Genomic DNA, 12,663 nt, shown 5'->3' with positions numbered 1-12,663 from the left:
CATGAGCTTCTCGACGCTGGCCGTGGTGGTGCTCTGCCTCGCCGCGGGCGGCGCGGTGGGCTGGTTGGCGGCCCGGGCGCGGTCGGCGGCGGAGGTGGCCCGGCTGGAGGCGACGCTTGCCGCCACCCGGGAGGGCGAGGGGCGGCTGGAGCAGTCGATGCGGGCGCTCAGCTACGAGGCGACCGCGCAGTCCCAGGAGGCGGTGGCGCGCGCGGTGGCGCCGCTGCACGACACGCTCCGCCGCTATGAGCAGCGCGTCGCCGAGTTGGAACACGACCGGGTCGACGCGTACGCCGAGCTGCGCGAGCAGGTGCGCGCGATGGGCACCGTCTCGGGTGAGTTGCGCACCGAGACCAAGCAGCTCGTCGCGGCGCTGCGCGCACCGCAGGTGCGGGGCCGCTGGGGCGAGCACCAGCTCCGGCGGATCGTCGAGGCGGCCGGCATGCTTGAGCACTGCGACTTCAACGAGCAGGTCACCGCCGCCACCGAGCATCAGGGGGTCCGCCCCGACCTGGTGGTGCGCCTGCACGGCGGGCGCACGGTGGTGGTCGACGCGAAGGCCCCGTTCGACGCCTACCTGACCGCGATGGAGGCGCGTGACGAGCGTGGGCGGGACACCCAGCTCGACGCGCACGCCCGGCACCTGCGCGCGCACGTGGACAGCCTGGCCGCCAAGTCCTACTGGACCGCGTTCGACCAGACCCCCGATTTCGTGGTGCTGTTCGTGCCGGCCGACCCGTTCCTGGACGTGGCGTTGCAACGCGACCCGGCGCTGTTGGAGCACGCGTTCGCCCGCAACGTGGTGCTTGCCACGCCGGCGACGCTTGTGGCGCTGCTGCGCACGGTCGCCTACTCCTGGCGGCAGGAGGCGCTGGCCCGCAACGCCGCGACCGTCCACTCGCTGGCCCGCGAGCTGTACGGGCGGCTGTCCACGCTCGGCGACCACGTGGGCAAGCTGGGCAGCTCGTTGAGCGGGGCGGTGACTGCCTACAACCGGGCGGTCGGTTCGTTGGAGGCCCGGGTGCTTGTCAGTGCGCGCAAGCTGGCCGAGCTGGGCGTCTCCGGCGACGAGCTGGTTGCTCCGGCGCAGGTCGAGGTTGCGCCCCGGCAGCCGCAGGCGCCCGAGTTGCTGGGCCAGCCGTCCACATCGGCCGAACGGCCGGCAGATATCGACGTCTAACACATCCGACGTGACGATGACGGCCGATCTCGTCACGGAGTGGTCACAAACCCCTCTCCACTAGTGACACGCCTGGTCGCGACACGCAGGATCTGCGTCACACGTGCCCTGCCCCTGAAGGGCCCTGTTCTCTGGAGGAAGAGAACGTGAGTCAACCCCTCAACCGGAGCCGGCGCCCCTCCGCCGCGCTCTTCGCCTCGGTCCTCGCGGCCGGGGCCATCACCGTCGGGGGTGGCGCCGCGACCGCGAGCGCGGCCCCCGCCGCCCCCCAACCCTCGCCGCCGACCGCCGCGAAGGCCCTGGGCGCCCACGACGCCAAGCTGCTCGACGCGGCGGAGGCGAAGCACGCGCCCACCGTCACCATGATCATCGCGGCGAAGAAGGGCTCGGCGAAGAAGGTCGTCGACGGGCTCGCCGGCCTCGGCGCCACCGTCAGCCAGCGCTACGACCAGGTCGGCTACGTGCTGGCCAAGGTGCCGACGGCCAAGGCGCTCAAGGCCGCCACGCTGCCCGGCGTCGCCGCCGTCGACCTCGACGAGACGATCACGCTCCCCGACCCGACGCCGGAGGCCGCCCCGAACGGCGCGAAGGCCGCCGAGCAGGGTGAGACGCTTGCCGGCCCCGGTGAGGGCACCGGCGCGGTCAACCCGTACATGCCGACAAACGAGACAGGCGCGGAGGCCTTCAAGGCCGCGCACCCGGAGTGGGACGGCCGCGGGGTCACCATCGGCATCATGGACTCCGGGGTCGACCTGGACCAGCCGGCGCTACAGAAGACCACCACCGGCGAGCGCAAGATCGTCGACTGGGTCACCGCGACCGACCCGCTCGAGGACGCCTCCTGGCGTCCGATGATCACGCAGGTCACCGGCCCCACGTTCACCACCGGCACCGGTGCCTCGGCCGTGACCTGGACGGCGCCCGCCGGCACCTACCGGTTCAACCAGTTCAGCGAGTCGATCACCGCGGCCAGCGACCCGGCCGGCGACGTCAACCGCGACGGGGACAAGACCGACACCTTCGGCATCCTCTACAACCCCACGAACGGCGACATCCGCGTCGACGTGAACCAGAACCGCGACTTCACCGACGACGAGGTGATGCGGCCGTACAAGGAGAAGTTCCAGGTCGGCCACTTTGGCACGGACAACCCGGACACCGCGGTGCGGGAGCAGATCCCGTTCGTGGTCGAATACCGGCGCAACGTCGACACCACCCCGGCGGGCGGCCCCGGCCTGGTCGACTACGTAAGCATCGGCATCATCGAGAGCACCCACGGCACCCACGTCGCCGGCATCACCGCCGCCAACGACATGCTCGGCAACAGCGCCTTCGACGGCGCCGCACCGGGCGCCAAGCTGGTTTCCGCCCGGGCCTGCTCCTGGGGCGGCGGCTGCACCGCCGCGGCGCTCACCACGGGCATGGTCGACCTGGTGGTCAACCGCAAGGTCGACGTGGTGAACATGTCGATCGGCGGCCTGCCGGCGCTGAACGACGGCTCGAACGCCCGCGCGGTCCTCTACAACGACCTGATCAACACCTACGGCGTGCAGCTGTTCATCTCGGCCGGCAACTCCGGCCCGGGCGTGAACACCGTCGGCGACCCCTCGGTCGCCACCGACGTGGTGAGCGTCGCGGCGAACGTCAGCAAGGACACCTGGCTTGCCAACTACGGCTCGGTGGTCCGCAAGGACAACTGGCTGTTCAACTTCTCCTCCCGCGGCCCGCGTGAGGACGGCGGCTTCAAGCCGAACATCACCGCGCCCGGCTCGGCGATCTCCACGGCGCCGACCTGGCAGCCGGGCAACCCGGTGCCGGAGGCGGGCTACCCGCTGCCCCCGGGCTACCAGATGCTCAACGGCACCTCGATGGCCTCCCCGCAGGCCACCGGCGCCGCCGCGCTGCTGCTGTCGGCGGCGAAGGCGACAGGCACGGGGGTCACCCCGGCCGCGCTGCGCCGGGCCGTCTACACCTCGGCCGAGCCGATCGCGGACGTTCCGACGTACGCGCAGGGCTACGGCATGTTCAACGTGCCGGGCGCGTGGGACCTGCTCGCCAAGGGCGTGCAGACCCGCACCTACACCTCCGAGGCCGACGTCTGCACCGAGCTGTCGCCGAATCTGACCCGCTACGACCGGGCTTCCGGCACGTTCGTGCCGAACCCGAACGTCGGCACCGGCATCTACAACCGATGCGCCGCCGACCGGGGTGGCCAGAAGGCCAAGGAAGGCCGCTACTACGAGGTCAAGCTGACCCGGACCAGCGGGCCGAACAAGGGCATCAAGCACCTGGTCGACTTCCGCGGCGACGACGGCACCTGGACCTCCCCCAAGGAGGTGTGGCTGCCGTTGAACACGACCGTCACGGTCAAGGTGAAGGCCAAGCCGATGACCGCCGGCGCACACGGCGCGATCATGACCGTCGACGACCCGGCCACCTCGGTGGTCGACTTCGAGGTCGCCACCGTCGTGGTCGCCTCGAACGCGGTGGCCGCCCCGGCGTACGCGTACTCGACGAACGGCTCGGTCGAGCGGAACGGCTTCACGTCCTACTTCGTGACGGTTCCGCAGGGCGCGGGCGCGCTCCAGGTCAACCTGTCCGGCATCGCCACCGGCTCGCAGACCCGGTTCATCGCCATCAACCCGTACGGCGTGCCGGTCGAGAGCACCGCGAGCACCGCCTGCTACACCAACTTCTCCGACGTCGCCGCCTGCAAGCCGCAGGAGCGGGACTACCAGAACCCGATCCCGGGCGTCTGGGAGATCGAGGTGGAGGCACGACGCACCTCACCGGCGCTTGACAACCCGTTCCAGCTCCAGGCGCGGGTGCAGGGCGTACAGGTGGAGCCGGCAGTGGTCCAGCTCCCGTCGGTCACCGCCGGCACGCCGACCCCGGTGAGCTGGAAGCTGACCAACACGTTCGGTCCGGTGCAGGTGGCAGGCGTCGGCGGGCCGCTCTCCAGCGTCCGCGCCGAGCGGCCGACCATCACCGAGGGCACCAGCCAGGAATACACGGTGGACATCCCGGCCGGGACCACGTCGTTCTCCGCCCGGATCGGCAACACCTCCGACCTCGGCGCCGACCTGGACCTGTTCGTCTTCCGGGGCACCACCGAGGTCGGCCGGTCGGCCGACGGCGACTCGGAGGAGGCCGTCACCCTGACCAACCCGGTCGCCGGCACCTACCGGGTGGTCGTCGACGGCTACGCGGTCGCCGCGGGCGGCACCGCGTACGACTACCGGGACTCGTTCGCGTCCCCGGCGCTGGGCTCGCTCTCCGCGCCGAACACGCCGCTGTCGCTTGCGAACGGCGCCACCGCCACCCTGACCGGTTCGGTGACCGCCCTGTCCACCCCGTCGGAGGGCCGTGAGCTGTACGGCGACATGGCAGTCACCACCGTCGAGGGCGCGGTCGTCGGCCGCGGCTCGGTGGAGATCAACGCGGTCAACTGACCGCTGGTACGACGGAGCCCCGCCCCCCTCATCCGGGTGGCGGGGCTCCTGCCGTCAGGCGGCGCGGCTCCTGCCGTTAGGCGGGGCGACCGGTCAGGCCCGCCGGGCGGACTCGACCACGAACGGCGTGCCCTGCTGGCAGGTGGTCATCATGCCGGGCTCGGGCCGGCCGGTGACCGCCACCTTGGCGCCGGGCTTGAGCAGGTCGCGTGGGCCCCCGACCAGCAGGTGGTCGTCGAGCAGGAGGCAGTTCGGCTCGACCCCGGCGCGGATGGTGCCGTTTAGGGTGGTGCCGCCGACGCCGGGCGGCGTCGACGGGCCGCCCTTCCAGGTCGGGTCCGGGCGGCTCGGGCTGGTGCCGGGAGCGGGATCGGACTGGCTGGTCACCGGAGCGGCTCCCGTCGGGCTGGGGCCGGCGGGCTCGTCGCCCGGCTCGGCGCAGGCGGTCAGCGCGGCAGCGGCGAACAGGGCTACGAGCACCGTCCGAGAAGTCTTCATGTCGGTTGGACGCGGCCGGCGGCGGATCCGTTCCCGGTCAGCCGCGGACCGCGGCGGCCTTCATGTCGCGTTTGAGCTCCTGGGGCAGCGAGAACGTCAGCCGCTCGTCCGCGGTGGTGATCTCCTCGACGTCGGCGAAGCCACGCTCGGCCAGGTGGGCGAGCACGTCCTGGACCAGGTCGTCCGGCACGCTGGCGCCGGAGGTCAGCCCCACCGTGCGGGCGCCCTCCAGCCAGGCGTCGTCGATCTCGTGGGCGAAGTCGACGAGGTGACCGGCGCGGGCGCCGGCGTCCACCGCCACCTCGACCAGCCGGACCGAGTTCGAGGAGTTACGCGAGCCGACGACGAGCACCACGTCGCACTCGGGAGCGATCTCCTTGACCACGTGCTGGCGGTTGGAGGTCGCGTAGCAGATGTCGTCGCTGGGCGGCGACTGGAGCAGCGGCAGCCGGGTCTTGAGCCGGGCCACGGTCTCCAGCGTCTCGTCGACCGACAGCGTGGTCTGGGAGAGCCACACCACCTTCTCCGGATCACGCACGGTGACCTGGTCGACGCTGTCCGGGCCGTCGACGAGCTGGATGTGGGCGGGGGCCTCACCGGCGGTGCCGATGACCTCCTCGTGCCCCTCGTGACCGATGAGCAGGATGTCGTAGTCCTGCTGGGCGAACCGCCGGGCCTCGTGGTGCACCTTGGTGACAAGCGGGCAGGTGGCGTCGATCGCCTTGAGCGAGCGCTCCTTCGCCTGCGCGTAGACCTCGGGCGCCACGCCGTGGGCGGAGAAGATGACGGTGGCGCCCTCAGGCACCTCCTCGTTCTCCTCCACGAAGATCGCGCCCTTGGCCTCAAGCGTCTGCACCACGTGCCTGTTGTGCACGATCTGCTTGCGCACGTAGATCGGCGCGCCGTAGAGCTTCAACGCCTCCTCGACGGTCTGCACCGCCCGGTCCACGCCCGCGCAGTAGCCGCGAGGGTTGGCCAGGAGCACGCGCTTGCCGGTCCGGGGAGTCGTCTGCGCATCAGTCACCCGACCATCGTACGTGCGCCGCGAGCGCCCTGCCCCGGGCTGTCGGGCCCGGGCCGTAGGGTGGGCGGCGTGAGCGCGGGTGAGGTGGGTCGGAGCACGCCTTCGGACCGGAGCACGCCCCCGGACCGGAGCACGTCCGAGGAGCCGTGGCCGGTCCGGGTGGTCAGCCAGAAGGTCGGCGCCTGGATCGCCCGGCTCGGCTGGGTGTGGGTCGACGGTCAGGTGGCGCAGATCAGCCGCCGGCCCGGCGCCGCCACCGTGTTCCTCACCCTGCGTGACCCCTCGGCCGATCTGAGCCTGACCGTCACCACCAACCGCGACGTGCTCGACGCGGGCGCGCCGGAGCTGCGTGAGGGCGCCCGGGTGGTGCTGCACGCCAAGCCGGAGTTCTACGCCGCGCGGGGCACGCTCAGCCTGCGCGCCGACGAGATCCGCCAGGTCGGCCTGGGCGAGCTGCTGGCCCGGCTGGAGAAGCTCAAGAAGCTCCTCGCCGCCGAGGGGTTGTTCGACAGGTCGCGCAAGCGGCGGCCCCCGTTCCTGCCGGGCCGGGTGGGCCTGATCACCGGGCGTGCCTCGGCGGCCGAGCGGGACGTGTTGACGAACGCGCGGCGCCGCTGGCCGGCGGTCGACTTCCGCACCGTGAACGTGGCGGTGCAGGGGCCGGGCGCGGTGCCCGACATCGTCGGCGCGCTCAAGGTGCTCGACGCCGACCCCGCGGTCGACGTGATCGTCATCGCCCGTGGCGGCGGCAGCCTGGAGGACCTGCTGCCCTTCTCCGACGAGGCGCTGTGCCGGGCGGTCTTCGCCTGCCGCACGCCTGTGGTCAGCGCGATCGGCCACGAGACCGACGCGCCGCTGCTCGACTACGTGGCCGACGTGCGCGCCTCCACGCCCACCGACGCGGCGAAACGGATCGTGCCCGACCTGACCGACGAGGTCCGCCTCATCGGTCAGGCCCGGTCGCGGCTGGAGCGGGCCGTGCGCCATCTGGTCGACCGCGAGCAGCACCGGATCGACCTGCTGCGCTCCCGCCCGGTGCTGGCCCGGCCGCAGGTGATGGTCGACCAGCGGGCCGCCGAGGTCACCGCGCTGCACGACCGCGCCGGCCGGTCCCTGGAGCACCGGCTGGGCGCCGCCGCCGACGACCTGCGGCACACGCTGGCCCGGCTGCGTGCCCTCTCCCCGGCGGCCACGCTCGACCGCGGCTACGCCATCGTCCAGCGGGCCGACGGCCACGTGGTCCGCGCGGCGTCCGCGGTGGCCAAGGGCGATCCGCTGCGGGTACGCCTCGCCGAGGGCGAGCTGACCGCCACCGTCGACGGCTGATGAGATGGGACCGATGACTGAAACGACCAGGAACGAGCAGCTCAGCTACGAACAGGCCCGCGCCGAGCTGGCCTCGGTGGTGGAACGGCTGGAGGCCGGCGGCACCTCGCTCGAGGAGTCGTTGGCGCTGTGGGAGCGCGGCGAGGAGTTGGCCGGCGTGTGCCAGCGCTGGTTGGACGGCGCCCGGGCCCGCATCGACGCGGCCCGGCAGCGCCCCGAGGAGTGACGCACCCCGGCGGCGCGGACGGCCTCCGGGGTGCGTCGACGAACTGTCGCGCTCAGTTGAACAGGTTGTACAGCTCCTGTGGCGCCTCGACGACCTGGTCGGCCGGGGGCTTCTGGGCCGCGGCGGCGTTGCCGTAGTCGGTGTAGGTGATCTTCATGTCCTGCGCGGCGCTCTGGCCGGCGGCCGGAATCTGGAGCACCAGTTCGCTGAGCCGGCCCTGCGGGTCGACCTTGGCGGTGAACGGCACCGACTGGGCCTGCGCCCCGAGCGCGGTGATCACCGCCGGGTCGAGCGAGCCCGCCGCGGCGGCCTTCGACACGTCCACGGTGCCCGCGTACGCGCCGTCGCCGGTCTGCCGTACCTCGGTGACGCCCTTGGTGAGCACGGCGCTGCCGGCCGGGTCGACCTTCTCGAAGTCGAAGCCCAGCGCCCGGTTGCCCTTGATCCGGTTCTGGTCGAGGTGCTGGTACTTGCCGGTGTTGATGTTCTTCGCGCCGGGGATCTGGGCCGCGGCCGTGCCGCCCAGCTCCAGCTTGACCCAACTGTCCGGCTTGGCGTGGACGAGGTCCAGCTTCATCGACAGGTCCGACGACGGGTCACCGATCGTCATCCGCATCTCGGCGCTCTGGCTGGGCTCGTGCACCTGCCCTTCGGCGGTGGAGCCGGCGCCGGTCATGGTGAACCGGAAGTTGCCCTCGCGGATCGCGTTTGTGGAGTCGAGCAGCGCCTGCTTGGCGTCGCCGGCGGGCGTGCCGCTCGGGGCGATGCTGTCGGAGGCGGCCGGGGTCGCGGAGGCCCCCGCTCCGGCGGTGCCGGTGTCGTTGCAGGCGGCCAGGCCGGGAATGAGCAGCGCCGCGGCGAACGCGGTGGCGCTGAAGCGTCGAATCTTCACGTCAACCTCTCCAGGTGGGTCGTCCGGCCCACGGAGGTGCCGGAGTCGGGCGCCGCAGCCCGGACGCCGGCTCCGGCGCACGAGCCCGATCCGGCCGGTGTGGTCGGTCCCGGCGGGCTCGTGCCCCCTCTGTTCCCTGAAGTGGTGTTCCGCAATCCCTGTCCGGTGCGCGTCGGCAGCGGAGGCGGCGGTCGGGGACGGCGCGAGCCGTCCCCGACCGCTGGAGGATCAGCCCTTGAACATCTCGTAGAGGCTGGCGGGTGCCTCGACGACCTGGGCGGCCGGCGGGGTCTGCACCGGGGTGGTGGTGCCGTACTCGGCGTAGGTGACGGTCACGGTCTGCGCCTCGGCGGCACCGGCAGCCGGCACCTCCACGGCGAACTCGGTGAGCCGGCCCTGCGCGTCGAGCTTGGCGGTGAACGGCACGGCGCTGGCCTTGGCGCCGAGGGCCTTGACGGTCTCGGCGTCGAGCAGGTCCGCGTCGGCGGCCTTGCTGGCGTCGATGGTGCCCTCGTAGGTGCCCTCACCCGTCTTCTTGACGTCGGTGATCGCCTTGATCATCTTGTCGCTGTCCGCCGGGTCCACCTCGTTGAAGTCGAAGTTCAGATCCTTGGCGTCCTTGATCCGGGTGCGGTCCAGGTGCTGGTACTTGCCCTTGGTCGCCTTGAAGCCCGGGATGGCGTCGGCCATCGCGCCGTCCAGGTCGAGCTTGAGCCAGCTGTCGGTGTCGATGAACACCAGGTGCATGGTCATCGAGGTGTCGTCCGCAGCGGACGCGCCGCTGGACATCTTCATCTCGGCGCTCTTGGACGGCATGTGCACCTTGCCGTCCCCGTTGAACTCGCCACCCCTGACGGCGAAGCTGAAGTTGCCCTTCTGGATCTCCTTGGTGGAGGCGGCAAGCGCCTCCTTCGGGTCCGCGGGCACCGCCGGGGCGGTGGACGTGCTGTCGGCGGTCGGCGAGTCGGCCTCGGTCTTGCAGGCGGTCAGACCGGGGACGAACAGGGCGGCGGCGAGGACGCCGACGCTCCACCGTCGAATGTTCACGGCATCTCTTTCCGGTTGCTGTCCGGGACGCGTCACGCGTACCGGTTTGTCGGGCTCAGGCAGCGTAGCGGAACGCCGCCGGCCCCGGGGGGCAGCGGCGGCGGGGCGGGCGCCTCAGCGCAGCGCGGTGGCCAGCTCGCGCAGCTCCGCCTCCCCGGCGTCACCCACGACGATCACCGTGCGGTCCGGCTCCAGCAGGACGAGGGCCTGCTGGTTGCCGCGGGCGGTGTACCGCTGCCAGCTCAACCCGTCGGGCAGGTCGACCGGGCCCTGTGGCTGGCCGTCGCTCAGCTCGGCCGGCAGCAGCTTCTCGGCGGGGACGTCGCTCTCCACGAGCTGCGCGCCCCGGCCCTCCGGGGTGACGTACCCGATCCGCAGCGTGGCGCCGTCCGCCTCGGTGCGGAAACGGGCGGTGACCGTACGCCAGTCGGAGTCCAGCCCGGACGGCGCGGCGACCGGGAAGGCGTTGGCCGACCGCGCCTGTTCCAGGGCGGGCGCCGGGTCGACGGTGACCGGCGAGTCGCCGCCGAGGAACCCCCGGTAGAAGGCGATCAGCAGGGCGATCGGAACGAGCAGGATGAGCAGCGAGAGCACCATGTCCTTCGGCGACCGCTCGGAGCGGGCCTTGTCCCGGCCGGCGGGCGGCGCGGGCCGGTCCCCCGCGTCCGCAGCCGGCGTGGGGGACTCGACGAGCGCGGGCGGCCCGTCCGGCGGCGTCGCGCCGGCGGTGGGCCGCACCGGCGGCTGCCCGTCGGGCGGGGTGGCGTCGGGCGGTACGCGGTCGGCAGGCTGTGCGGGGTCCACCCGGCCATTGTCGCAGCCCTTCGGGTGAGGTGATCCTTGCCTCCTCCGCCCCGCCGGGGCGGCGAACCTGAGATCGTGTGAGGATCAGCGACAAAACCGGCGGCGGCGACGGCCGCACTCCCGCCGGTCCACCCCGCAACGTCGCGAGGAGGAGGCCGCCATGACAACCACCAGGACGCGGACGCCCCAGGATCTCGACCGCAATCTCGCCCTCGATCTGGTCCGGGTCACCGAGGCCGCGGCCATGGCCGCGGGCCGTTGGGTCGGCCGGGGCGACAAGGAGGGCGGCGACGGCGCCGCCGTCGACGCCATGCGCAAGCTGATCAACTCGATCCCGATGCGGGGCGTCGTGGTGATCGGCGAGGGCGAGAAGGACAACGCCCCGATGCTCTTCAACGGCGAGGAGGTCGGCGACGGCACCGGTCCCGAGGTGGACGTGGCGGTCGACCCGATCGACGGCACCACGCTGATGAGCAAGGGCATGCCGAACGCGCTAGCCGTGCTCGCGGTGGCCGAACGCGGCGCGATGTTCGACCCGAGCGCCGTCTTCTACATGGAGAAGCTGGCCGTCGGCCCGATGTACGCCGACGTGGTCGACATCAACGCCGGGGTGGCCGAGAACATCCGCCGGATCGCGAAGGTCAAGGGCACCGACACCGCCGGGGTGACGGTCTGTGTGCTGGACCGGTCGCGCCACGACGACCTGGTGAAGCAGATCCGGCGTACGGGCGCCGGGATCCGGTTCATCTCCGACGGCGACATCGCCGGCGCCATCGCGGCGGCCCGGGGCGAGTCGGACGTGGACGTGCTGATGGGCATCGGCGGCACCCCCGAGGGCATCACCGCGGCCTGCGCGCTGAAGTGCATGGGCGGCGTGATGCAGGCGAAGCTCTGGCCGAAGGACGACGACGAGCGCCGGAAGGCGCTGGACGCCGGGCACGACCTGGACCGGGTGCTGTTCACCGACGACCTCGTCACCGGCGACAACTGCTTCTTCGTGGCCACCGGCGTCACCTCCGGTGACCTGCTGCGCGGCGTGCGCTACCGGGACAGCGGGGCGTACACGCAGTCGATCGTGATGCGGTCCAAGAGCGGCACGATCCGGGTCATCGACTCGTACCACCGCCTGGAGAAGCTCGCCCTCTACTCGGCGGTCGACTTCGACGGGCGCCCGCTGGCCGAGCAGGAGTGACGGCCGGGACGGCGGCGCCACAGGCGCTGTCGACCGGGCGACGGGTCGCCGGCGTCGGGCTGGCCACCGCCGGCGGCGTCCTGGTGGCACTCCAGTCCCGGATCAACGGCGAGTTGGGCGTACGGCTGGCCGACGGGATCGCCGCCGCGGTGGTCTCGTTCGGCCTGGGCCTGCTGATCCTCCTGGTGCTGGTCCCCGCCACCCCCGGTGGCCGGCGGGGCCTGACCGCCCTGTGGGGCGCCCTGCGCGCCGGCGCGCTGCGACCGTGGCAGTGCCTGGGCGGGGTGTGCGGCGCCTTCCTGGTGGCGGCGCAGGGGCTCACCATCGGCGTGCTGGGGGTGGCCGTCTTCACCGTCGCGGTGGTGGCCGGACAGTCCGGCAGCAGTCTTCTCGTCGACCGCGCCGGCATCGGCCCGACCGGCCGGCAGCCGGTCACCCCGAACCGGCTGGTCGGCGCGGTGCTCACCGTACTGGCCGTGCTGCTGGCGGTGGGCGACCGGCTCGGCGACCCGGGGGCTCTCGCGCTGGCCCTGCTGCCGCTGGCCGGCGGGATCGGCATCGCCTGGCAGCAGGCGGTGAACGGCCAGGTCCGGGCCGCGGCGAACAGCGCGGTGATCGCCGCGCTCGTCAACTTCACCGTCGGGACGGTGGCGCTGCTCGCCACCTTCGCGGTGGAGGTGGCGGTACGGGATTGGCCGGCCGGCGGTCTGCCGCGTGAGCCGTGGCTCTATCTGGGCGGTCCGATCGGCATCGTGTTCATCGCGCTTGCCGCCGCGCTCGTCCGGTTCACCGGGGTGCTGCTGCTCGGCCTGGCCACCATCGCCGGGCAGATCGTCGGCGCGGTGCTGCTGGACGTGGTGCTGCCGACCGCCGCCTCGCACCCGGGCGTACACACGTTGCTCGGCGCCGCGCTGACCCTGCTGGCCGTCGCGGTCGCCGCCGCCCGCCGGGGGTAAGGCGGGGGCCCCGCTTAACGCTTTCGGTAGAGGCGGGGGCCCCGCTTAACACGAGGCGTTAAGCGG

11 protein-coding genes are annotated in these 12,663 nt (G+C 72.5%); 6 read left to right on the top strand and 5 right to left on the bottom strand.

The window, feature by feature from the left end; translation table 11 throughout:
- The first annotated feature begins 1 nt into the window (after nucleotide 1).
- Together rmuC and SM450_RS01470 are read left to right on the top strand one after the other, a co-directional pair.
- Entirely contained in the window at nucleotides 2–1,180 is a 1,179-nt protein-coding gene (gene rmuC / locus SM450_RS01475; RefSeq protein ID WP_474617813.1) for a DNA recombination protein RmuC, read from the top strand.
- 146 nt (nucleotides 1,181–1,326) lie between these two features.
- Nucleotides 1,327–4,632, top strand: coding sequence for a S8 family serine peptidase (locus SM450_RS01470; RefSeq protein ID WP_474617812.1), 3,306 nt, complete (start codon nucleotides 1,327–1,329; stop codon nucleotides 4,630–4,632).
- 93 nt (nucleotides 4,633–4,725) lie between these two features.
- On the opposite strand, the gene SM450_RS01465 is transcribed toward SM450_RS01470, so the two are convergent.
- Together SM450_RS01465 and SM450_RS01460 are read right to left on the bottom strand one after the other, a co-directional pair.
- Nucleotides 4,726–5,130, bottom strand: a complete 405-nt coding sequence (locus SM450_RS01465) for a hypothetical protein (RefSeq protein ID WP_474617811.1) — start codon at nucleotides 5,128–5,130, stop codon at nucleotides 4,726–4,728.
- 37 nt (nucleotides 5,131–5,167) lie between these two features.
- The gene (locus SM450_RS01460) at nucleotides 5,168–6,154 is read right to left on the bottom strand and encodes a 4-hydroxy-3-methylbut-2-enyl diphosphate reductase (protein ID WP_474617810.1); all 987 of its coding nucleotides are present in this window, start codon (nucleotides 6,152–6,154) and stop codon (nucleotides 5,168–5,170) included.
- A 69-nt stretch (nucleotides 6,155–6,223) separates the two neighbouring features.
- Between SM450_RS01460 and xseA the strand changes: the two genes are divergently transcribed.
- Complete coding sequence (gene xseA, locus SM450_RS01455; protein ID WP_474617809.1) at nucleotides 6,224–7,480, top strand: exodeoxyribonuclease VII large subunit; 1,257 nt, start codon at nucleotides 6,224–6,226, stop codon at nucleotides 7,478–7,480.
- 13 nt (nucleotides 7,481–7,493) lie between these two features.
- Nucleotides 7,494–7,706 carry an exodeoxyribonuclease VII small subunit gene (locus SM450_RS01450; RefSeq protein WP_474617808.1) on the top strand — a complete coding sequence of 71 codons (213 nt, stop codon included), beginning with the start codon at nucleotides 7,494–7,496 and terminating at the stop codon, nucleotides 7,704–7,706.
- 52 nt (nucleotides 7,707–7,758) lie between these two features.
- Here the strand turns inward: SM450_RS01450 and SM450_RS01445 are convergent, their stop codons facing one another.
- The 3 genes from SM450_RS01445 to SM450_RS01435 form a co-directional block, all read right to left on the bottom strand.
- Nucleotides 7,759–8,598, bottom strand: a complete 840-nt coding sequence (locus SM450_RS01445) for a hypothetical protein (RefSeq protein ID WP_474617807.1) — start codon at nucleotides 8,596–8,598, stop codon at nucleotides 7,759–7,761.
- A gap of 228 nt (nucleotides 8,599–8,826) precedes the next feature.
- Nucleotides 8,827–9,645, bottom strand: coding sequence for a hypothetical protein (locus SM450_RS01440; protein WP_474617806.1), 819 nt, complete (start codon nucleotides 9,643–9,645; stop codon nucleotides 8,827–8,829).
- Nucleotides 9,646–9,759: 114 nt separating this feature from the next.
- Nucleotides 9,760–10,449, bottom strand: a complete 690-nt coding sequence (locus SM450_RS01435; protein ID WP_474617805.1) for a DUF4245 domain-containing protein — start codon at nucleotides 10,447–10,449, stop codon at nucleotides 9,760–9,762.
- A gap of 160 nt (nucleotides 10,450–10,609) precedes the next feature.
- Here SM450_RS01435 and glpX point away from each other — a divergent pair, with 160 nt between their 5' ends.
- Nucleotides 10,610–11,641, top strand: coding sequence for a class II fructose-bisphosphatase (glpX, locus tag SM450_RS01430; protein ID WP_474617804.1), 1,032 nt, complete (start codon nucleotides 10,610–10,612; stop codon nucleotides 11,639–11,641).
- A 26-nt stretch (nucleotides 11,642–11,667) separates the two neighbouring features.
- Nucleotides 11,668–12,597 carry a DMT family transporter gene (locus SM450_RS01425; RefSeq protein WP_474618343.1) on the top strand — a complete coding sequence of 310 codons (930 nt, stop codon included), beginning with the start codon at nucleotides 11,668–11,670 and terminating at the stop codon, nucleotides 12,595–12,597.
- The last annotated feature ends 66 nt before the right edge of the window (nucleotides 12,598–12,663 follow it).

The sequence above is a fragment of the Micromonospora marincola genome, from assembly GCF_056150385.1.
Note: the sequence above shows the minus strand (reverse complement) of the source record. Positions and strands in the feature narration are given on the sequence as shown.

Bases quoted from the DNA above. Each gene is read 5' to 3' on its own strand.
- SM450_RS01465 (WP_474617811.1), bottom strand. From the start codon at position 5,130: ATGAAGACTTCTCGGACGGTGCTCGTAGCCCTGTTCGCCGCTGCCGCG.
- rmuC (WP_474617813.1), top strand. From the start codon at position 2: ATGAGCTTCTCGACGCTGGCCGTGGTGGTGCTCTGCCTCGCCGCGGGC.
- glpX (WP_474617804.1), top strand. From the start codon at position 10,610: ATGACAACCACCAGGACGCGGACGCCCCAGGATCTCGACCGCAATCTC.
- SM450_RS01450 (WP_474617808.1), top strand. From the start codon at position 7,494: ATGACTGAAACGACCAGGAACGAGCAGCTCAGCTACGAACAGGCCCGC.